We start from the raw sequence: 20,950 nt of genomic DNA, 5'->3' as shown, positions 1-20,950 counted from the left end.
AAAGATAATTATTATAAATTTTCAATCTGCACATATGGACTACAATTTCCAATCTAAAAATACTACTTTTGTTAAAAAATTATAGAAATGGAAGAAATTCTGAAGCATTTTCCTAATTTAACGGATGTTCAAAAAGAGCAATTTCAGCAGTTAGATTCTTTATACCACGATTGGAACGAAAAAATAAACGTTATTTCTCGAAAAGATATTGATGCTTTGTACACTAAGCACGTTTTACACTCCTTGGGAATTGCTAAAATTCAGTCTTTTGAACCAGGAACTTATGTTTTGGATGTAGGAACTGGCGGTGGTTTTCCTGGAATTCCATTGGCGATACTTTTTCCGGAAACGCGTTTTTATTTGATCGATGTCATTGCCAAAAAAATAAAAGTGGTTAAAGCTGTTGCGGATGCGTTGGGATTAAAAAATGTAAAAGCAGAACAAATTCGTGCAGAAAATGTGAAAGGTGATTTTGATTTTATAGTTAGTCGTGCGGTAACCAATATGCCTGATTTTGTTTCTTGGGTAAAAACCAAAATCAAAAAGCAACACAAACACGAATTAAAAAACGGTATTCTCTACTTGAAAGGTGGCGACCTAACCGAAGAGTTAAAAGACTTTCCAAAAGCAACTTTGTATGACTTAGCTGATTTCTTTGAAGATGAATTTTTTGACACTAAGAAAGTCGTGCATTTACCACTAAAATTTACGATTTAAGATCCCGAAGCCATTCTATAATTCATAAAAACAAATAAGATTGCTTCGTTCCTCGCAATGACAATCAAAAATAAAAAAACCACAAATTGAAATTTCAATTTGTGGTTTTTTTAAATCGTACATCGTCCCGACGCTTCGGGATCGTACTTCGTAAATTGTCTTATCCTAAAAACGGATATCTGTAATCTTCAGGAGCTACTAAAGTTTCTTTAATAGTTCTTGGCGAAGCCCAACGTAATAAATTCAAGGCAGATCCTGCTTTGTCATTTGTCCCTGAAGCTCTGGCACCGCCAAAAGGTTGTTGTCCTACAACCGCTCCTGTTGGTTTGTCATTGATGTAGAAGTTTCCTGCTGCATTTTGAAGTGCTACAGTTGCTTCTTCAATTGCGTAACGGTCCGTACTGAAAACAGCACCTGTCAAAGCATATTCAGAAGTTGTGTCAACTAATTTTAGCGTTTCAGCCCATTGCGCATCTTCATACACATAAATAGTAATTACTGGACCGAACAATTCGGTTTCCATTGTCGTGTATTTTGGATTGGTCGTTACGATTACCGTTGGTTCAATAAAATATCCTTTTGATTTATCGTAATTTCCACCTACAATTATTTCCGCATCGGCATCTTTTTTAGCTTGGTCAATATAACTTGCTAATTTGTCAAATGAACCTTCGTGAATTACTGCTGTGATGAAGTTTGAGAAGTCTTCAGGAGATCCCATTTTCATTGATTTAACATCCTTAATTACTTGTTCTTTTATAGCTGGCCAAAGGCTTTTTGGAATATAAGCTCTAGAAGCTGCAGAACATTTTTGTCCTTGAAACTCAAATGCGCCACGAACAATTCCTGTCGCTACTTGTTTCACATTTGCAGAAGGATGAGCAATGATAAAATCTTTCCCACCTGTTTCTCCAACAATTCTTGGATAGGTTTTGTAATGGTGAATGTTCGTTCCAATTTTAGCCCAAATGTCTTTAAATACATGAGTTGATCCTGTAAAGTGAACCCCTGCAAAATCACGGCTTGCTAAAACTGTATCGGTTACCATTAATGCATCTCCAAAAACTACATTGATTACACCATCAGGTAAACCCGCTTCTTTGAAAATATCGATAATGATTTTGGCAGAGAAAACTTGGCTATCACTTGGTTTCCAAACTACTACATTTCCCATCATTGCAGCACTAGCTGGTAAATTAGCGGCAATAGCAGTAAAGTTAAAAGGAGTAATAGCGTAGATGAATCCTTCCAAAGGTCTGTATTCTAAACGATTCCAAACTGATGAGTCTGAAGTAGGTTGGTCACTGTAAATTTGAGACATGAATTCTACGTTGAAACGCAAAAAGTCAATCAACTCACAAGACGCATCAATTTCAGCTTGATGAATGGTTTTTGATTGTGCAATCATCGTCGCAGCATTAATTCTTGCACGGTAAGGACCAGCAATTAGTTCGGCCGCTTTTAAGAAAATAGCAGCGCGTTGTTCCCAAGCCATATTAGCCCAAGCTTGTCTTGATTCCAATGCATTTGCAATTGCTTTTTCTACATGTGACTTCTCCGCTAAATGGTAGGTTCCTACAATATGTTGGTGGTCGTGTGGTGCCGACATTGTTCTGGTATTTCCAGTTTTAATTTCTTCGCTTCCAATGTATAATGGAACGTCGATAGTGGTGTTCCACATTTTTTTGTAAGCCTCCAGTACAGCTGCTTTTTCAGGTGAATTAGGAGCGTATCCTTTTACAGGTTCGTTGACCGCTTTGGGTACTTTAAAAAATCCTTTTAACATAAAAATAGTATTAAATAATCTGTTGGTTTAACAGATTTGAATTAGCAATAAAATATACAGTTATTCGAAAACTTGCGAATAATTGAAACTAATACAAAAGTACAAAGGATAATTAAATAAAAAAGATAAATGAGCCTATTAAATTAAGATTTTATAAATGAAATTTAATTCAATGCAAAAGGTGCGCTCAGTCTAAAAGAAGGAACAATTACTTTAAAATTTTTAGTAGTTGTAAAGTTAATCATATTGAAGTGTCCTTTCATTGCGCCGTGAGGGGATGAAAGTAAACAGCCTGAACTATAGGTGTATAATTCACCCGGTTTAAGTACTGGTTTTTTTCCAATAACGCCTTCACCATCTACAATTTCTAATTCGTTTAACGAATCAAATATTTCCCAATGACGTGTGATTAATTGAACAGAATCTTTACTGTGATTTTCAATTTTAATTTGGTAACTAAAGGCAAAATGGATTCTATAGTTTTTGAAGTAAGTTCCTTCAAAACTAGTCAAAACCGAAATTTTAATACCTCTTGTTATTTGGGTAACCATTTTTTAATCTAAAAAATTCAAACTATTTCAACAAAAATACAAAAAAATAAAATTGGTTCAACTTTGAGTGAAGAAATGTTTTTAATTAATTCCATTCAATGAATTAGCAGTGCCTTTTCCTATAACTCGTTCGTATCGATCCATATTTTCTTTATAGTAGACCAAGACAGTATATTCGTTTTCCGTTTGAAAAAAATTACCATCAATTGCATTTTCTTGATCAATATTTCCTTTTGGATCAACAGCTACATATTCATAATTTGTAAATCCTTGTTTAATTAAAATGTATTTTTCATACAATCCACTTTCAGCATTGTAATCCATTTTATTTTCTGCATTTAAAGTATAATTATTGAACATTCCTGCAATATAGATAGCGCCATCAGAACTTCTAAAATTTGGAGCTGAGAGCGTGAAATGTATCCAACTATAATCAGATTCGATTTCATTATTTTCTGAAAATAATCTACGAATTACAAAATTTCCATTTACATCTTCCCAAAAGTAGTAAGGACTATTTGCCCTTGCATCATTTGTAAATAAGTGAGCGGTGTATATTTCTTTTTTATTATCCACTTTTGAAATTGAATTACTTGGCAATCTAATCTCTTTGTTGTCAAAAAAATGAAATTCGTTACCGGCCCAAAATTGTGTAGGCGTATCGTAACGATATACTAATTCATTTCCAATGGTGAATTGGGGAAGAATATTGGTTATAGCAGTTTGGAATTTTCCATTTTGAATCAATACTGTTTTTACATTTTTCAAAGCATTTTGAAAAACAATTTGGTTTGATTTTACAGTAAACTCCAGGTTATGTTTGAAATCCATCTGCTTAACATTTCGAGGTCTTCTCACTTGAATTGGGACAGAAACGGCATTTTCATACAAGATGAATTTTCGAGAGAAAACAACTTCTCTTTCTTCATTCAATACTTTAAGCATATAATTTCCACTGATTTTAAATTGCAGAGAAGAATTAGGGAAGTTCAACCTATAATGCGAATAACTTTGTAAGGTATTGAATGAGCTTAGCGATTCTAAAATACGTTGGTTATCTATTCCTTCAAGGTATTCTCTTTTTTGAATATCGGTAGGTTTCCAATTGTAGTCACAATGAATTATTTCATAATAAAAAGAAGCGTCGTTTCCATACAAATCATCAAACTGTAATTGAAATTGCTCACCCAATTGAAAAATGGGCACCACATTTTGGTTGTTTTGTACAAATGATACGGTTTTAATATGGTAAGGCGGTGCAACTTCATTTAGAGCTTGTGAATAAAGTAGTTCTGTAGAAAGAATGCCAAGTAAACTTATGATTAAGGTTAAATAAGGATTTCGCATTTTTGATTATTTGTGATGTAAATATACTAAACCTCTTTATTTTAAAGTTGATTTTCTTTGATAAATAGGAAGCCTTCATTTTTAACAGTATTTTCTGTTAAATATTTTGTAATACAATGTAATTGAAATGTTTAAAGTTTTAGTTTTACCCTATAATCAAAAAAAATATTTATGAAAAAAATGAACCAACTCGCTTTGAGCTTACTATTGTTTCCTTTAGCATTGTTAGCACAAACTATTGACTATGGACAGGTTATTCCATTTGATCCGAATGTTAAAACTGGCAAACTCGATAATGGGCTTACCTATTATATTAAAAAGAATGCCAAGCCAGAAAAGAAAGTAGACCTTAGATTGGTCGTAAATGCAGGTTCTATTTTGGAAGACGATGACCAACAGGGTTTGGCTCATTTTATGGAGCACATGTGTTTTAATGGTACGAAACGATTTCCAAAGAATCAATTAGTAGATTATTTACAAAGTATTGGTGTTAAATTTGGGCAACACTTAAATGCATACACAAGTTTTGACGAGACTGTTTACTTTCTTCCGATTCCATCTGATAATCCAGAGAAATTAGAAAAAGGATTTCAAATTTTGGAAGATTGGGCATTTAATACTGTATTGACTCCAGAAGAAATCGATAAAGAACGCGGAGTAGTTTTAGAAGAATATCGTTTAGGATTGGGCGCTGATAAACGTATGTTGGGGCATTATCTTCCAAAAATGATGCATAATTCTAAGTATGCTAATCGTTTGCCTATTGGTCAAAAAGAAATCTTAGAAAAATTCAAATATGAAACCTTAACTCGTTTTTACAAAGATTGGTATCGTCCGAATTTGATGAGCGTTATTGTGGTAGGAGATATTGATGTTGCCGAAATGGAAAAGAAAATAAAAGAGCATTTCGCTGCATATAAAAATCCAGCCAATGAAAAAGCGAGAAATGTTTTTGAAGTACCCAACCATAAAGAAACTTTTATTGCGGTAGAAAGCGATAAAGAAGCCACTGATACTCAAGTGCAATTATTCTATAAAGATTATACTGCACCAAAGAAAATAGTGAATGTGGGCGATTTTAGAAGTCAGCTTGTTGAAGGTTTGTTTGCAACCTTATTAAACAATCGTCTAAATGAATTGACTAATTCACCTAAACCACCTTTTACATTTGGATTTACCTATTATGGGGGTACCTATGCTAGAAATAAAAAAGCATATCAATCTTTTGCTATGATGGCTGAAAATCAACAATTAAGTGCTTTGAAAGTGTTGGTTACAGAGAATGAAAGAGCTAAAAAATATGGTTTCACATCAGGTGAATTGGATAGAGCTAAAGCAAGCTTTTTAGCACAAATTGAGAAAAGTTATAACGATAGGGCTAAAACTAATTCAGATAGATTTGTGGGAGAAATGCAATCGCATTTTCTTGAGCAAGAACCCGTTCCTGGAATAGAATGGACTTTCGAGACTATGAAAAAATTAATGCCAAGCATTATTTTGAAAGATGTAAATGATTTGATTAAAGATTACATAAAAGAAGATAACCGAGTGGTTGTTTTTACTGGGCCGGAAAAAGATAATCTGAAAAAAGTTACGGAACAAGAAGTATTAGAGGCATTAAAAGTAAATGAAGCCGATTTGAAACCATATGAAGATAAGGCGATAGCGACGAGTTTACTTAGAAAAGAGTTAAAAGTTGGAACAGTTGTAAATAGAGAAGCAAATGCTACTTTAGGAACCAAAACCTTAGTTTTATCTAATGGGGTAAAAGTAGTTTACAAAACTACCGATTTCAAAAATGATGAAGTGATTTTTGAAGCTGTAAGTTTAGGAGGAAGTAATTTTTACTCTAATGAAGTAATGAAAAAAGTACAATTTGCAAATGGAGCTTTAGCTGAAGCGGGATTCTCTGGGTTGAAATTAAATGATATCAATAAATTCATGACTGGAAAAATTGCACGAGTAAATCCATACATAAGTAATACCACAGAAGGGCTTAGAGGAAATACTACTCCAAAAGATTTAGAATATTTATTCCAGATGGTACATGCATATTTCACCGATTTAAATTTTGATCCAGAAGCATTTGAAGGCTTTAAACAAAAACAAGCTAGTTTCTTTAAAAATATGGCTTCGGAACCACAATATTATTTCCAACAAGAGTTTTACACGTTTTTAAATAAAGAAAACCCAAGGTTTAATGGAATAATGCCAACTGATAAATCCTGGGCAGAAACAGATTATAAGTTAGCCTATGATAAATACAAAGAGCGTTTTGCAAATGCAGCAGATTTCGAGTTTTTCTTTGTAGGAAATGTAGACGATAAAACTATCGAAGCTTTTGCTTCTAAATATTTGGCGTCTTTACCTACAACAGCAACCAAAGAAAAAACAGTAGACTTAGGTTACCGAATGTTAAAAGGTGATTTAAAGAAAGTAGTCAATAAAGGAACCGATCCTAAAAGTAATGTGACTATTATGTTTTATGGTGAAGCAAAATATTCTCCAAAGGAAGCTTTAGCTATGGAAGCTTTAGGTGAAGTTTTGACCATTAAACTAGTTGAGCAATTGCGTGAATCAGAAAGTGGAGTTTACGGTGTTTCAGCTCGAGGCACCATGAATAAAGTGCCTTACGGTATTTATAATTTTAATATTGGGTTCCCTTGTGGGCCTGAAAATGCTGAAAAGCTTACGGCATCTGCATTGAACGAATTGCAAAAAATTATTACCAATGGTCCAGATGAAAAAGATGTTGCCAAATACAAAGAAGGCGAATTGGCAGATTATAGAAAAGATAGCAAAGAAAACCGTTTTTGGTTGGCGAATTTCACTAAATCTTTTTTAAATAGTAGCAATCCTGAAAATGCATTGAAATATGAAGCTGAAGTGAATGCTATAACAGCTAAAGATATTCAAGAAGTGGCTAAAAAATATTTAACTAAAGATAAAGTAATTGGGATGTTGATGCCTGAAAGTAAAATATAGATAAGAAGAGAGTATTTATGATTAAAACCTGCTATTTCTATGGAGTAGCAGGTTTTTTTATTATGTTACTTAAAACAAACTGGTATAATTTCGCCAGGAGCCAAACAATATCGTGTTACTAATTCTGGGCTAATCTTTTTGGTGTAGTCTTCTTCCACCACAGTAAATCCAATGCTTCGTAATTTGTCAAAATAATCACGTCCATACACTCTAACATGATCGTATTGTCCGAAAATTGCAGCGCGCTCTTTTTCGTCTGTAATCGAATCATCAGAAAAAGTAGTAGCTCTATTTAAATCTTGTGGTATTTGAAGAATTGCCATTCCTCCAGGTTTTAAAACGCGATACAATTCTTGCATGGCTTTGGTATCATCAGGGATATGTTCCAATACATGGTTGCAAAAAATAACATCGTATTCATTGTCTTTAAATGGGAGGTCGCAAATATCTGCTTTAATATCAGCTAATGGCGAAAATAAATCGGTAGTCGTATATTGAATATTTTTTTGTTTTTTAAAACGCTTGTAAAATTCTTGTTCAGGTGCAAAATGAAGTATGTTTTTTTTCTCAGTTGCTGTAAAAAAATCGGTTTCATTTTGTAAATACAACCATAATAAACGGTGTCTTTCTAAAGATAATGTACTAGGCGAAAGTACATTATTTCTTTGCGTTCCATAGCCATACGGTAAAAACATGCGGAAACTTTTTCCGTCAATTGGGTCAGTAAATTTATTTCCTTTTAGTAGAAATGCCAAAATAGGTCGAGCCACAATACTCAATCGAATTAAGATAGGGCGAGGGATGGTATTAAGTATAAATTTAAATATTTTCTTCATAATGTATAGAACACGAATTTCACGAATTGGCACAAATTATTGAAATAAATTGTATGTCACCAATCTGTTTTTAATTGAAAATTATAATATAACTCTTTTGTATTTTAAGCTGTCTTCTCCAAAATTGACTAACAGTCCTAATTTATTTTTTGAAGCTGCTAAATAATTTAATGTTTGCTTTATTTCGCTACTTGATAAATTTTGAATTGCTTTAATTTCTAAAATCATTTCGTCAAATAAAACAAAATCAGCATAATAGTAATGAGGTAGAACGATTTCTTTGTATTCAATATTGTATTTAACTTCTCTAGAATAGGTAATGTTATTTTTTCTAAATTCATATTCTAAAGCATCACCATAAATAACTTCACTATGTCCTTTCCCTAGAATTTTATGGACTTCCATGCAAATTCCAACAATTTTATAGCACTCTTCTTTTAAATATAAATCTTCCATAAAATTGTATTTTGTGAAATTTTTTCTTTTTTAAATTCGTGCAATTTGGTGCAATTTGTGTTTTATTTAAATCAAAGTTGGATCTTTTCTAAACTCATTTTCTTCATTGCTTTTAATGCCTAAAGCATCATAAATGTATTTGAAAGTCGAAAGCAATTCGGGTTTTCCATCTACTAAGGCTACATCGTGTTCAAAATGTGCTGAAGGTTTGTTGTCTGCAGTAGTAATTGTCCAACCGTCTTTGTGTTGTTTGATGTTTTTGGTTCCCAGGTTAATCATTGGTTCGATGGCAACTACCATTCCTTCAACAAATAATTTTCCGCGACCTTTTTTGCCATAGTTAGGCATTTCAGGTTCTTCGTGCATTTTTTCGCCTAATCCATGTCCAACCAACTCTCTTACTACTCCATATCCATGAGCTTCGGTATATTTTTGAATGGCATTTCCAACATCTTCAACACGATTACCGGCTTTAAATTCCCGAATTCCAACATATAGGGATTCTTTAGTGATTTGCAATAACTTTTTAGTTTCAGTAGCGACATCTCCTATTTCAAAAGTATACGCATGATCGCCGTGAAAACCATTTTTGAAGGCGCCACAATCAACAGAGATGATATCTCCACTTTGTAATGGGGTGTTGTTTGGAATACCATGAACTACCTGAGTATTTGGACTCATACAGAGTGTGTTTGGAAATCCGTATAATCCTAAGAAACTAGGAACTGCTCCATGGTCCCTGATAAATTCTTCCGCTAATTTGTCTAGATGTAAAGTAGTTACTCCTTCTTTGATTTCAGAGGCAATCATTCCTAAGGTTTTCGATACAATTAAGGCGCTTTCACGCATTAATTCTATTTGTTCCTTCGATTTTACTATAATCATATCATAAAAATAAGGTTACAAAAGTAACATTATTAATCCGGATTTGCCATTATCTTAAATAATTCAGCATTTGAGTTGAAAAAACGATTTTCAAGGTTTAATTGAGATAATTGCGCAATGACTAGATTATTTTCTCTTGTATTTAAAAGAAAAATTGAGCTTTCGCCAAAAGAAAACAATCGTTCTTCAGATCGAAGCATGGTACTATTGTCTTTTACTAAATCAATAATAATTTTACGTTGCCTATCAATTGATTTTATTTCTGTTTGTTGTGCATTGATTTTGTTCTTAAGTTGCACTCTCTCTAATTCTAATGACAGTCTTGTATCTTGAATTTTGAATTTGGCTAATTGCAAAGCACCTCTCTCTTTTCTAAGAAAAATGGGAAAATTAAAATTCATCCCAATTTTATAATTATTAAAATTAGTAGAATTCCAATAACTAGGCTCAGATAAATAGTGATAACCTATATCAACTTTTGGCAATAAGCTATTCGCTTTCAACTTTCTTTCCACTTCTAAAATATCAAGCTTGTTTTGAATAGCATTTATTTTAGGATGATTTTCTATAGAAATCGTACTTACTAAAAGCTCATTTATTTTCAAGGTTTCTTCTATAGATTTATCAAGATTAAATTCGGGAATAATATTGTCCTGTAATTCTAACGGAATGTTATTGTCAAGCCACAAATAGTTGGATAGTTCTAGTTTTGCTTTGATTAATTTTAATTGTGATTCTTCAAGATTTAATCGTCTATTTTTCAAAACGATTCCTGCCTCAACGCTATCAATTTGAGGTTTGTCTCCATTTTGAATTAAACTTGTAATTCCTTTAAATCGAATCTCTGCATTATTTAAATATTCTGTGTAAAGTTGCACTTCATTGTAATTTCTTTTCCAGTTGAAATAGGCTAATGAAGCATTGTAAAGCACTTCAATTGCTTGAAGTCTCCTTTCGGCTTGACTTAATTGAATTTGAATTTTTGCTTTTCTAAGGTCGGCCATCCTTTGATTAATAAATAAGCCTTGCCCCAAAGGAATGTTGATACCCAAAGAGGTTAATCCCTGATTCGGCAAAACATGCTCTGGATTGACAAAAATCCCTTCGCTATTATCAAAACCAGCTTTAACTTCGATTCCATACCAAGTAGGAATTTTAAAGCTACTATTTAAAATCGAAAAGTACTCTTTGTTTTTATACTGCTTTTTGTCAAAATCGACTTCAATTTTTGGATCAAATCCACCTCTTGCCATCATCAAATTAGCTTGAGCCATGTTGATTTCGAGATTAGCACTTTTAGCTAATGGATGAAATTTTTTCACATACCCTAAGAATTCATTATAGCTGAGCTCTTTTAAGTTTTGATCTTGTGCCCATCCAATAGATACGGAAAGGGTTAAGATTAAAATTAATTGTTTCATATACATGAAATTTTATTTTTTTTCTTTAGTATTTCCCTCTTTGGGTTGGTAATAATTAGGAGGGAAGCCATTTAAGGTTCTCCATAGCTCAAACCAAATGGGTACATTGTCTAATAAAGCAAGGGTTTGAGCGCCAGATCCCATACTAATTTGTTTTGGCCAGGCCTCTTCCTCTTTATCTGGTGCAATTAAAACTCTAAATTTACCATTGGCACTAATAAAATTTTCTACGGCTACAATTTTTCCTCCAAATGTCCCATAACTTAAGTTAGGCCAGCCAGAAAAAACGATTGTTGGCCAACCATCAAACCAAATTCTTACTTTTTCACCTTTGTGAATTAATGGTAAATCATTCGGACTCACAAATGTTTCAACGGCAATATCGTATTTAGACGGCATAATGCTTACAATTTGCGTTCCTTCTTTTATAATTTCTCCAAGTCCAGATTGCAGCGCTCTATTGATATAACCACTTTGAGGTGCTTTTATAAAGTACATTTCATTACGAATCGAATAATTTACAAATTGATTCTCTAGCTTATTCACCTGAGCTTCTGTATCATATTGATTACTTAAAGCTGTAAATTGGTCACTTCTCGCTTTTGAACCTTTCTCAGTATATTCTGCAATGATTCTATTGATTTCAACTTTAGTATTGATATACTCATTCTTACTAGTAAGTAGTTTGTTTTCTTGGGTAATAATTTTAGCCTCTACTTCTTGTAGTTTCAATCTTTTTTCTTCGACATCTGTTAAGGGTTTTAATCCTTCTTTATTTAAAGTTACAGAACGATTGAATTGAGTTGTAGCAATTTTGATTTGTGTTTTTACCGCTTCTAAATCCATACTATCACTTTTAACTTTCAAAAGCGATTGGCGTATTTTATTTTTAGCTTGTTCTAGTTTTAGTTTTTTCTCACTCTCGATAGCATCGATTTGACTTCTAAGAACATCTACTTTGCCATCATAAGATGACATAGCCATCTTTTTAGCTTCCACTTGATTCTTGATATTCTTAATCAAATTGGGATCAATATAGTCTTCTTTAATCTCAGAAATGAACAATATGGTATCTCCTTTATTGACATAATCTCCCTCATTAACATACCACTTTTCGATTCTACCGGCAATAGCCGAATGAATGGTTTGCGGTCTTTGATCTGGTTTTAAAGTAGTAACCGCACCAGAACCAGAAATATTCTGAGTCCAAGGCAGGAATAGAATTACCAATCCTATCAATGAGACATATATAATAATCTTGTTTAGTATTTTATAATGTGGACGATTTGCCAAATTTTTAACAGTACTAAACTGGTCGATATTTTCCTCTATTGGATTTTTTTTAGAAATATTAAGCATAGTTATTATTTTTTCGAATCATCAATTATTTTACCATCTTCCATTGTAATCTTTCTCGAGCATTTTTCTGCCCAATAGTTGTTTTTTGAAGATACAATAATGGTCCATTTATTTTTTGAATCAGTTAAAAAGTCTATAATTTCATGAGTAGCTTTCTCATCCATTTTGTCTAATGGATCCTCTAAAAATAAAATTTTAGGTTTGTTAATTATACTTCTCGCTAGTAATATTTTTTGTGCATTAGATGACGATAATTGTCTGCCATCAGGATAAATTCTAGTTTCTAGTCCATCAGGTAAAGTTTTAATAAAAGAATCTAATTTCACGCATTCAATTGCCCATTTAATATCTTCATTTGATATATCGGGATTCTTGAGTGTTATGTTCTCTAAAATACTTCCGTCAAAAGGAGTTTCTCCCTGAGTGATAACACTAATCTGAGAACGATAGTGGTTCAGATCAATTTTTCGGTAGGTATCATCATTGATAAATATAGATCCCGATGTTGGCTCCATTATACCCGATAAAATTCTCATAAGAGTTGTTTTTCCAGACCCATTATTTCCATCTAAAAATATCTTTTCCGAAGGTTCGATGATCAAATTCACATTAGACAAAATTTCATCTGTAGAATCCGGGAATTTGAATTTAAGATTGTCTGTTGTTAATGCTATATTGGTAAAACAAAAATCTGATTTTTCAGCATTAAATTCTTCCATTTCAAGATCTACAATCTGTCCAATTTTTTCAACAGAAGTCAATACATCATACAAGCTTTCTAATCCAACAATAATTTTCTCTACTGAGTTTATTACTAGTAAAATAATGATTTCAGCAGCAACAAATTGTCCAATATTCATTTTTTGGTTTAATACCAAAAAGCCTCCAATTAATAATAAACTAGCTGTTATAATTACTTTAAATATGATAAGGTGTGTGTATTGTTGTTTAATTACCTTAAAATGTTTTTCTCTGTAATGCACGTATTCTGAAACAAGACTGTTGTTTTTATCAAGTGCAAAAGAAAAATTTTCCTGTTTTTTAAAACTGAAATTATTTCTAGCTATCTCTTGAAGCCAACCTACTACTTTATATTTGTATTTTGATTCCTTCATACTTGATGACAAACCTGGATAGTAGGAAAATTTGAAAATAAGATAGAGTAAAATTAACAGTAAAACTCCAAAAAAGATGAAGAAAGGATGGTATAGAGATAATAAAATAATACCAAATACAATTTGTAACAAAGCCGTTGAAAAATCAATTAATAGTTTTGAAGTTCCTTTTTGGATTGTTAATGTATCAAAAAAGCGATTGGCTAATTCTGGCGGATAATGATTGTAAATTTCTTCAAACTTTATTTTTGGTAAACGGTAACCAAATTCAAACGATGATCGTACAAATATTTTTTGCTGCAAATTTTCAGTAATTCGTAGTTGCATCAAAGATAATATTCCGACAAGTGCTACCCCAATAACTACTACCAATACTAAAATAATCCAAGAAATACTTACTCTTCCCGCTTGGATTAAATTGATAATAGCTTGAATTCCTAAGGGCAAAGAAAGACTTACTAAACCCGAAAATATGGCATAAAAAAATATTTGAGAGATATCTTTTTTATCTACTTGTAGTAAATTATAAAATCTTTGTAATGGTGTTGGACTCATAACTTTTTATTTTAATGTTTTTTCAACTAAATCAATGTAAAAATCAGTAACAGTATTGTTATCGTTACAATCAGTAATTGTTTTTAAATGGTCTTTTAAAAAATGTTGATGAAGCGCTCCCTCAACAATAGATGAGGCAAGACTTTTTTTGAATTCATAGTTCGGTTTTACTTCATTAATTATATCAATAATACGATTAATTATTCGTTTATACACTAAGAAAAAACCTTCTTTATTTTCTTCATCAACTTCTTTAGTTAGTAAAGTTTTAGTAAATTCTTGAATGATAATTTTATTTAAAATCGATTCATTAATATGTAAAGTGGCATTATCATCCTCTACTTTTTCTGTAACAACTATAATGGCTTTTTTGAGTTTCTCCATCGCATTTTCAATGTTGCTGGTGCCAAATACTAATTTGTATTCTATCCATCCCCAATACCAAGATGATAAATACAACATCAGTTTGTGCTTACTTTCAAAATAACGGTATATGGAGCTTTCATTAGAATTTATTTTTTCACCTAACTTTTTAAAGGTGAAGTTTTCAAAACCAATTTCGTCAATTAACAAAATACTTTGCTCAATTATTTTCTTTCCAAGTTCAGATGTCTCGGGATTTTTTACGTATAATTTGTTATTAACGGAAATGATTATATTTGAAAGTATACTCTGCATAATTAATCATGTATAATTGGGGAAAAATCATTTTTATTAGTCAAATCTAAAGTGTAAAGTACAGCTATATTTAGAAAATCTCTACCTGTTTCGTCATTTATTTTATAATCAAATTGATGAATGTAGCCTGATTGCACTGCGATTTTATTAGATAACTCATAGCCAATGCCCATGAAAAGTCGATTTCTTTCAAAAAAAGGTTCGTTGTCTGTAAAGAAAATTTCATTCCAGGCTGTAAAATAATAGGTTTTTGGAATAATTTTTTTGTTATTAATTGGAATTACAGTTCCTATTCTATACCTAAATCTGTTTCTAAAGCCATTGGATGTAAAACGTTGTTCAGCTCTATATCGATGTTCTATAGTGGCTAAGAGAAATTCATTTTTTAAGTTCAATTGAAACCAACTTCGAATTTCGCTATTTTGCATAGGCAACTCAAAATTTCCTCCTTCGCTATAGGTGTTGTATGAACCAAGTCCAGTAGTCATTGCAAAATTAGTATTTAATTTATAGGAAACTCCGCCTTTGTATTCATAGTAGTGAAATTGATTATAGAAAGACAAGCTCCTTAACTGAGTTTCAAAAAACACATTCCATTTTGGGCTAGTTTTAAATGTAAAATTTAACACATTCCAACTCCCAAGTTCATTTTGAGAGTGGATTGTTCCAAAAATCATAACAAATAAAAGAGAAATGTATCCTTTCAATTTCATATACTGATTATTCTTTTTTTGGTGTCGTTTTCATTTGAATTATATCTACTAAAAATGCAAATGCCATTGAAAAATAAATATATCCTTTAGGAATTTCAAAATGCAAGCCTTCTGCAATTAAAGACACTCCGATCATCATCAGGAAACATAAAGCTAAGATTTTAAAAGATGGGTGTTTGTAAATAAATTCACTGATTGGTTTTGATGCAAATAGCATAATTATTACTGTAACAATTACAGCAGTGTACATTACCCAAAGTTCATTTACCATTCCGACAGCCGTAATAATAGAATCAACTGAAAATACTAAATCTAATAGAATTACCTCGCCAAGTAACTTGCTAAATTTTCTGACTTTAGTATTGTTTTCTGTATTTGAGTTTGCAGCTTCTGTTTTGTGATGAATTTCTTTAGTACTCTTGTAAATTAAAAAGAGACCTCCAAGTATTAAAATAATTCCTTTTCCTGTAAATTCAGTATCAAGAATAGAAAATAAGGTTGTGTCAAGTTTTAAAATCCAAGAAATAAACCCTAATAAAATCAATCTCATTACCATAGCAAGTCCCATTCCCCAATAGCGTAGTTTACTTCTTTGGTCTTCAGGAAGTTTGTCAGCTAGTATTGAAATGAAAATAATGTTGTCTATTCCTAGAATTACTTCTAGTGCAATCAATGAAATTAATGGAATAATGGCATCTAACATATCTATATAAATTAAAAGTTTATTTTAAAACCGAAGTTGATATTTTGTAAATCTTGAAATTCAGGTTTAATCTTATTGTTACTTAAATCCAGAAACTTAAGGTGATTCAAAGGTTCAAGTCTTGGGATTTCTATGAACTTATTTTCGTTGAGGTATAGAAATTCTAAATTTTTAAAAAGCAACATTTCACTTGGCAAAGAAGATAAATTGTCGTTTTCAAGGTGAAGTGATTTTAAGTTGGGAAGTTTTGCTAAAACTTCTAATGTTTTTGGCAAATCAATATTTTTCTCGTCATTAAGATAGACTTCTTCTAAGTTAATTAAATTAGAGAAACTTTCAGGTAGTTTTTTAAAATCATTACCACTTAAATCAATTGTTTTTAATGATTTTATTTTAGTTAATCCAACAGGGATTTCTTTTAGATGGTCATTTTTTAAATTGATATATTCTAAATTTTTAAATTTAGACCAATCGATAGTGGACCATTTAATTTCTTGATTACTTAAGTTCAATCTGTACACCTTTTCTGGATTCTTTAAAGCTTCATTAATTTTTGTAAATTCTTTAGATTTATCCTCTGACTGCCCCAAGATGCTTTGAGAAATCAGAATGCATAAAGTAATAATGATGTTAATTTTTTTCATTGTATTCACATTTAAGATTGGTTATACAAATTTAATTGCAAATATAATAGTATTACTATCAATATTGAAAATTTAACTTTTAATTATAAAAAAAGCTGTTCTTTCGGAACAGCTTTTTTTTATAATTTAATTTCGTTTTTTATAATAACGAATGACTCGTCATAGCAGCAGGTTGAGCTACGCCCATCAATTCTAGAATTGTAGGTGCAATATCGCCTAACACTCCATCATTAATTTTCTTTAACTCTTTGTCAACCAAAATAATTGGCACTGGATTGGTAGTATGAGCCGTATTTGGCGATCCATCAGGATTAATCATAGTTTCACAGTTTCCGTGATCAGCAATAATGATAGTTGTATAATCATTGGCTAGGGCCGCTTCGACTACTTCTTTTACGCAAACATCCACAGCTTCACAAGCTTTGATAGCGGCTTCCATAATTCCGGTATGTCCCACCATGTCACCATTGGCAAAGTTCAAACAAACGAAATCTACTTCCCCTTTATGCAATTCAGGAACCAAAGCGTCTTTCAATTCGTAAGCACTCATTTCAGGCTGCAAATCGTAAGTAGCCACTTTTGGAGAGTTTCTTAAGATGCGCGTCTCACCCTCAAAAGGTGTTTCTCTTCCGCCAGAAAAGAAAAACGTAACATGCGGATATTTCTCTGTTTCGGCAATACGAATTTGCTTTTTGTTGGCTTTTTCTAAAACTTCTCCTAAAGTTTCTGTGATGTTGTCTTTATTATACACCACTTTAACATTTTGGTAGGTTTCGTCGTAATTAGTAAGCGTAACATAGTACAAATTTAATTTGTGCATGTTTTGCTCGTGAAAATCTTGTTGCGAAAGTGCTTCTGTCAATTCACGACCTCTATCGGTTCTAAAGTTGAAGAAAATAACGACATCGTCTTCTTGAATTACAGCTAATGGTTCGCCATTGACATCCACAGCAACCAAGGGCTGAATGAATTCATCCGTAACATCGTTGCCATAACTATTCGCAATTGAAGTAACTACATCAGTAGTTGCAGTTCCTGTTCCGTGAACTACTAAATCGTAGGCTAGTTTTACTCGTTCCCAACGTTTGTCACGATCCATTGCGTAATAACGCCCAATAACTGAAGCTATTTTTACCGGTGTTGGCGCAATATAATCTTGTAAATCTTGTAAATATTTTTTTCCTGATTTTGGATCCACATCACGACCATCAGTAAAGGCGTGTATGAATACTTTGTCTAGTCCGTATTCTTGAGAAGCATCAATCAAACCTCTCAAATGCGAAGTATGTGAGTGAACACCACCATCTGAAACTAAACCTAAAAAGTGTACTTTTTTATCGTTGGCTTTTGCGTAATTAAACGCGTCAATTAATACTTGTTCTTTAGCTAAGGTTTTATTGGCTACAGCCAAATTAATTTTGGCTAAATCTTGGTATACAATTCGTCCTGCCCCAAGGTTCATATGACCTACTTCTGAATTTCCCATTTGGCCTTCAGGTAAACCTACGTTTAAACCGTCTGTTCGCAATTGAGCACTTGGATATTTTGTATATAAACTGTTGATAAATGGCACGTTGGCATTGTCTATAGCAGATACTTTTGGGTCAGGTGATTTCCCCCAACCGTCTAAAATCATCAGGATAACTTTCTTGTTCATTGGAATTTATTTTAAGCAAAGGTAAGTTATTTCAAAAAATCTTTTTTAGTAAGATTTGTAATTTACAACTGTATTAGAAAGCATTAACAAATCCATTACAATTTGTTTGAAAAATTCGATTTAACTGGATTTTTTACTCTTAAGTGAGTTGTAATCGATAAAATAACGAACACTGATAGAGAATACATTGTCTAAGTTATTTTTATCAATTACTTTTCTAAGGTTACTGCTAATGCCTTGTTGGAATTCGTTTTCAAAAAGAGCAGCATTATTTCGATATAAAATAGAAATTTGACTCCCTGGGGCAAACCACCACGAATAGGATAAGTCCAGATTCCATGCATTAAAAATAGAATCACTATTTTCTGTAAAATTCAATGTCTTTTTTAAAGTACCATCATTATTCAAACTATAGTACTGGCTATAAATAGCATAACTCAAATAATGACGTAGCGATAAGTTTAAGTTCATGTCGCTATTGATTGTGAACTTACTTTGTATAGAGTTAACATAAGTGCTTCGATCTCTTCGACCCATAAAAATTTCTTTAGTACTACTGTTATTTCCAACATAACCTAAATTATTATTCTGATGACTATAATCAATAGTGTAATTCAAAGAAAATTGATTTGAAAATCGGTATCTTGGAGAGAACGAAAATCCATATCCAGTTCGGCCTTTTTCATTGGCTATTCCAAAAGAAGGATTTATATCAACTGCAAATTTATTATTGTAGTTAGATGAAAAATAAAGATAAGCATTAAATACTTCCGGAATCTCAAGAAAACGCATTTGGTTATGGGTTCGCGGTTCATAAAAATCATAGGTTTTTAAAGGTCTTGTATTAAATCCTCCTCCAAAATAATTGTTTTTTTTATTCATAGAATTCAAATTAAGATTCAACATTCCTTGTTGAATTCTTCCTGTTCTATTATCAAATTCAGAATAAAGATTGACATAGATGTCAAACATATTAAAGGTATTGGTGGGTTTTAAAAGGCGATAGCTCCAATTGGAATAAAGTGAATGGAAATTAGCTTGAAATTGAATTCCCATATCATCTTTGTCAAAATCTTTAGAAATGTATTCTGCTCCAAAACCATATTGAAATTTTCCACTAGTTTCTCCAAAATTCAATCTTGAAGTATATCCTATTTTAGTGTCAGAACTAGTTTCGTTTACTGTACTAAACTTGTAATCTCCGGATAAATTGTAGGTATTTTTTTTTGTATTTAAGTCAAATAAAACAGCAGATACATTGGCATCACGCCCACTTCCATTTCGGGTCACGTTCGTATTTACAAATGAGACGGACGAATTTGTTCCAAAACGCTGATCAAGTACCAAGGCATTATAATTTGCCAATGGTTCTACAATTGCTTTTCGTGTTTCACCAGTTAGATTATTGATAATAATTGCCTCTGTTTTTTCAGTGACAGCATTTAAAACTCCCACACCTAATCCGCCTTTTGTTCTTCCAGATATTTTTAAAGCATTTAGCAAATTTATTTTAGACGGGTTTGAAGAAACAACTTCATCATCAGATACTTGTGGGCTAATGGAAGGATTTCCTCCAATTCTTCTTGAATAAAATAAATCGCCTTTATTAAACAATTCAGTTCCTTCATTAAAAAAAGGACGATTTTCATTGAATTGTTGTTCAAAAGGCCCAAGGTTCAAAATCACATTATCAAAGGCAGCTTGCCCAAAGTCGGGAACTAAAATCGCATCTAATGTAAAGGCATCATTAAGGCCGTATTTAATATCCAATCCTCCTTTAAAATCATATCGTGTGCTTTGATTTGCTCTAGAATTTAAGTAAAACGAGGTGTACGGAATTAAAAATAATCGGGTAGGAGTTACAATATTTTCTATACCTTCCAAAATACCTTCTTGATTGCCTCTAGAATTAATTTTATTGTCAATTAGATTCCAAGAGTAAAATGTTCGAGCTCTTCTAAAGTCCCTTATAAAATTGACTCCCCAAGTTTGTTTTTTTTCAGAAGAAAATCGCAGTGCTGCATACGGGATTCTAATTTCAGCAGTCCAGCCAAAATCTGTAATTTGTGTTTTGCTTTCCCAAATGGCATCCCAAGAGGAGTCTTCGCCATTACTTTCAGTAAAAAGAAAATCTTCTTGAACTCCTGCAGCACTTACTAAAAAACTAAATTCTTGTTGTCCATCATTATAGCCATTTAAAAAAATCCCAATTCTATCAGCTATACCAGAATTATCACGTTGGCTAAGTTCTTTTAATATTTTTGCTGGCTCATCATCATACATTGTTGCTCCAAAATAAATGGCTTCGTTATCATAAACCACTTTCACTTCGGTACGTTTTTCATTGGGTTCAGCTGTTCCATTCCCGGGCATCCACATTACAAAGTCTTTTGCAGGAATTGCTTTCGCCCAAATACCTTCATTGAAAACGCCGTCAATCGTAATCTTTTCATTGCTATGAACTGAGGTTACACTCTTTTTCTGGGAGTATAGAAAAGAATACATAAACAGTAGGCTAATGCAAAAGATTACTTTTTTCATT

17 protein-coding genes are annotated in these 20,950 nt (G+C 32.2%); 2 read left to right on the top strand and 15 right to left on the bottom strand.

The window, feature by feature from the left end:
• Window positions 1-87 precede the first annotated feature (87 nt).
• Window positions 88-717: a 16S rRNA (guanine(527)-N(7))-methyltransferase RsmG gene (rsmG, locus tag LPC20_RS00875; protein WP_229325573.1), complete on the top strand. Its 630-nt coding sequence runs from the start codon at window positions 88-90 to the stop codon at window positions 715-717.
• 160 nt (window positions 718-877) lie between these two features.
• Here the strand turns inward: rsmG and pruA are convergent, their stop codons facing one another.
• From pruA to LPC20_RS00860, 3 genes are all read right to left on the bottom strand, one after another.
• Window positions 878-2,503, bottom strand: a complete 1,626-nt coding sequence (gene pruA, locus LPC20_RS00870; protein ID WP_229325571.1) for an L-glutamate gamma-semialdehyde dehydrogenase — start codon at window positions 2,501-2,503, stop codon at window positions 878-880.
• A gap of 164 nt (window positions 2,504-2,667) precedes the next feature.
• Window positions 2,668-3,054 (bottom strand): Co2+/Mg2+ efflux protein ApaG, encoded by a 387-nt coding sequence (gene apaG / locus LPC20_RS00865; protein ID WP_229325569.1) that lies wholly within the window; start codon window positions 3,052-3,054, stop codon window positions 2,668-2,670.
• An 81-nt stretch (window positions 3,055-3,135) separates the two neighbouring features.
• Complete coding sequence (locus tag LPC20_RS00860; RefSeq protein ID WP_229325567.1) at window positions 3,136-4,401, bottom strand: type IX secretion system plug protein; 1,266 nt, start codon at window positions 4,399-4,401, stop codon at window positions 3,136-3,138.
• A 171-nt stretch (window positions 4,402-4,572) separates the two neighbouring features.
• On the opposite strand from LPC20_RS00860, the gene LPC20_RS00855 reads away from it, so the two are divergent.
• Complete coding sequence (locus LPC20_RS00855; RefSeq protein ID WP_229325565.1) at window positions 4,573-7,386, top strand: M16 family metallopeptidase; 2,814 nt, start codon at window positions 4,573-4,575, stop codon at window positions 7,384-7,386.
• 65 nt (window positions 7,387-7,451) lie between these two features.
• On the opposite strand, the gene LPC20_RS00850 is transcribed toward LPC20_RS00855, so the two are convergent.
• The 12 genes from LPC20_RS00850 to LPC20_RS00795 form a co-directional block, all read right to left on the bottom strand.
• Window positions 7,452-8,222, bottom strand: coding sequence for a class I SAM-dependent methyltransferase (locus LPC20_RS00850; protein ID WP_229325563.1), 771 nt, complete (start codon window positions 8,220-8,222; stop codon window positions 7,452-7,454).
• Between the two features lie 81 nt (window positions 8,223-8,303).
• Window positions 8,304-8,678 carry a GxxExxY protein gene (locus LPC20_RS00845; RefSeq protein ID WP_229325561.1) on the bottom strand — a complete coding sequence of 125 codons (375 nt, stop codon included), beginning with the start codon at window positions 8,676-8,678 and terminating at the stop codon, window positions 8,304-8,306.
• Between the two features lie 66 nt (window positions 8,679-8,744).
• Window positions 8,745-9,563, bottom strand: a complete 819-nt coding sequence (gene map / locus LPC20_RS00840) for a type I methionyl aminopeptidase (protein ID WP_229325560.1) — start codon at window positions 9,561-9,563, stop codon at window positions 8,745-8,747.
• A gap of 32 nt (window positions 9,564-9,595) precedes the next feature.
• Window positions 9,596-10,984, bottom strand: a complete 1,389-nt coding sequence (locus tag LPC20_RS00835) for a TolC family protein (RefSeq protein ID WP_229325558.1) — start codon at window positions 10,982-10,984, stop codon at window positions 9,596-9,598.
• 12 nt (window positions 10,985-10,996) lie between these two features.
• On the bottom strand, window positions 10,997-12,343 hold the full coding sequence (locus tag LPC20_RS00830) for an HlyD family secretion protein (RefSeq protein WP_229325556.1): 1,347 nt from the start codon (window positions 12,341-12,343) through the stop codon (window positions 10,997-10,999).
• Between the two features lie 5 nt (window positions 12,344-12,348).
• Window positions 12,349-14,013: a peptidase domain-containing ABC transporter gene (locus LPC20_RS00825; RefSeq protein WP_229325553.1), complete on the bottom strand. Its 1,665-nt coding sequence runs from the start codon at window positions 14,011-14,013 to the stop codon at window positions 12,349-12,351.
• Window positions 14,014-14,019: 6 nt separating this feature from the next.
• Complete coding sequence (locus LPC20_RS00820) at window positions 14,020-14,691, bottom strand: TetR/AcrR family transcriptional regulator (RefSeq protein ID WP_229325551.1); 672 nt, start codon at window positions 14,689-14,691, stop codon at window positions 14,020-14,022.
• 2 nt (window positions 14,692-14,693) lie between these two features.
• Window positions 14,694-15,404: a DUF2490 domain-containing protein gene (locus LPC20_RS00815; RefSeq protein ID WP_229325549.1), complete on the bottom strand. Its 711-nt coding sequence runs from the start codon at window positions 15,402-15,404 to the stop codon at window positions 14,694-14,696.
• A gap of 7 nt (window positions 15,405-15,411) precedes the next feature.
• The gene (locus tag LPC20_RS00810) at window positions 15,412-16,107 is read right to left on the bottom strand and encodes a TerC family protein (RefSeq protein ID WP_229325547.1); all 696 of its coding nucleotides are present in this window, start codon (window positions 16,105-16,107) and stop codon (window positions 15,412-15,414) included.
• 11 nt (window positions 16,108-16,118) lie between these two features.
• Window positions 16,119-16,751 carry a leucine-rich repeat domain-containing protein gene (locus tag LPC20_RS00805; RefSeq protein ID WP_229325545.1) on the bottom strand — a complete coding sequence of 211 codons (633 nt, stop codon included), beginning with the start codon at window positions 16,749-16,751 and terminating at the stop codon, window positions 16,119-16,121.
• A 139-nt stretch (window positions 16,752-16,890) separates the two neighbouring features.
• Complete coding sequence (gene gpmI, locus LPC20_RS00800) at window positions 16,891-18,408, bottom strand: 2,3-bisphosphoglycerate-independent phosphoglycerate mutase (protein WP_229325543.1); 1,518 nt, start codon at window positions 18,406-18,408, stop codon at window positions 16,891-16,893.
• 120 nt (window positions 18,409-18,528) lie between these two features.
• Window positions 18,529-20,949 (bottom strand): DUF5916 domain-containing protein, encoded by a 2,421-nt coding sequence (locus tag LPC20_RS00795; protein WP_229325541.1) that lies wholly within the window; start codon window positions 20,947-20,949, stop codon window positions 18,529-18,531.
• Window position 20,950 lies beyond the last annotated feature (1 nt).

Origin of the sequence: Flavobacterium ammonificans (genome assembly GCF_020886115.1) — a bacterium.
Classification (GTDB): Bacteria; Bacteroidota; Bacteroidia; order Flavobacteriales; family Flavobacteriaceae; genus Flavobacterium; species Flavobacterium ammonificans.
The sequence above is the reverse complement of the archived record's forward strand: the minus strand, read 5'-3'. Positions and strand labels throughout refer to the sequence as shown.

Bases quoted from the DNA above. Each gene is read 5' to 3' on its own strand.
- LPC20_RS00860 (WP_229325567.1), bottom strand. From the start codon at position 4,401: ATGCGAAATCCTTATTTAACCTTAATCATAAGTTTACTTGGCATTCTT.
- pruA (WP_229325571.1), bottom strand. From the start codon at position 2,503: ATGTTAAAAGGATTTTTTAAAGTACCCAAAGCGGTCAACGAACCTGTA.
- apaG (WP_229325569.1), bottom strand. From the start codon at position 3,054: ATGGTTACCCAAATAACAAGAGGTATTAAAATTTCGGTTTTGACTAGT.
- LPC20_RS00830 (WP_229325556.1), bottom strand. From the start codon at position 12,343: ATGCTTAATATTTCTAAAAAAAATCCAATAGAGGAAAATATCGACCAG.
- gpmI (WP_229325543.1), bottom strand. From the start codon at position 18,408: ATGAACAAGAAAGTTATCCTGATGATTTTAGACGGTTGGGGGAAATCA.
- LPC20_RS00835 (WP_229325558.1), bottom strand. From the start codon at position 10,984: ATGAAACAATTAATTTTAATCTTAACCCTTTCCGTATCTATTGGATGG.
- LPC20_RS00825 (WP_229325553.1), bottom strand. From the start codon at position 14,013: ATGAGTCCAACACCATTACAAAGATTTTATAATTTACTACAAGTAGAT.
- LPC20_RS00795 (WP_229325541.1), bottom strand. From the start codon at position 20,949: ATGAAAAAAGTAATCTTTTGCATTAGCCTACTGTTTATGTATTCTTTT.
- LPC20_RS00855 (WP_229325565.1), top strand. From the start codon at position 4,573: ATGAAAAAAATGAACCAACTCGCTTTGAGCTTACTATTGTTTCCTTTA.
- map (WP_229325560.1), bottom strand. From the start codon at position 9,563: ATGATTATAGTAAAATCGAAGGAACAAATAGAATTAATGCGTGAAAGC.
- LPC20_RS00820 (WP_229325551.1), bottom strand. From the start codon at position 14,691: ATGCAGAGTATACTTTCAAATATAATCATTTCCGTTAATAACAAATTA.
- rsmG (WP_229325573.1), top strand. From the start codon at position 88: ATGGAAGAAATTCTGAAGCATTTTCCTAATTTAACGGATGTTCAAAAA.
- LPC20_RS00845 (WP_229325561.1), bottom strand. From the start codon at position 8,678: ATGGAAGATTTATATTTAAAAGAAGAGTGCTATAAAATTGTTGGAATT.
- LPC20_RS00850 (WP_229325563.1), bottom strand. From the start codon at position 8,222: ATGAAGAAAATATTTAAATTTATACTTAATACCATCCCTCGCCCTATC.
- LPC20_RS00805 (WP_229325545.1), bottom strand. From the start codon at position 16,751: ATGAAAAAAATTAACATCATTATTACTTTATGCATTCTGATTTCTCAA.
- LPC20_RS00815 (WP_229325549.1), bottom strand. From the start codon at position 15,404: ATGAAATTGAAAGGATACATTTCTCTTTTATTTGTTATGATTTTTGGA.
- LPC20_RS00810 (WP_229325547.1), bottom strand. From the start codon at position 16,107: ATGTTAGATGCCATTATTCCATTAATTTCATTGATTGCACTAGAAGTA.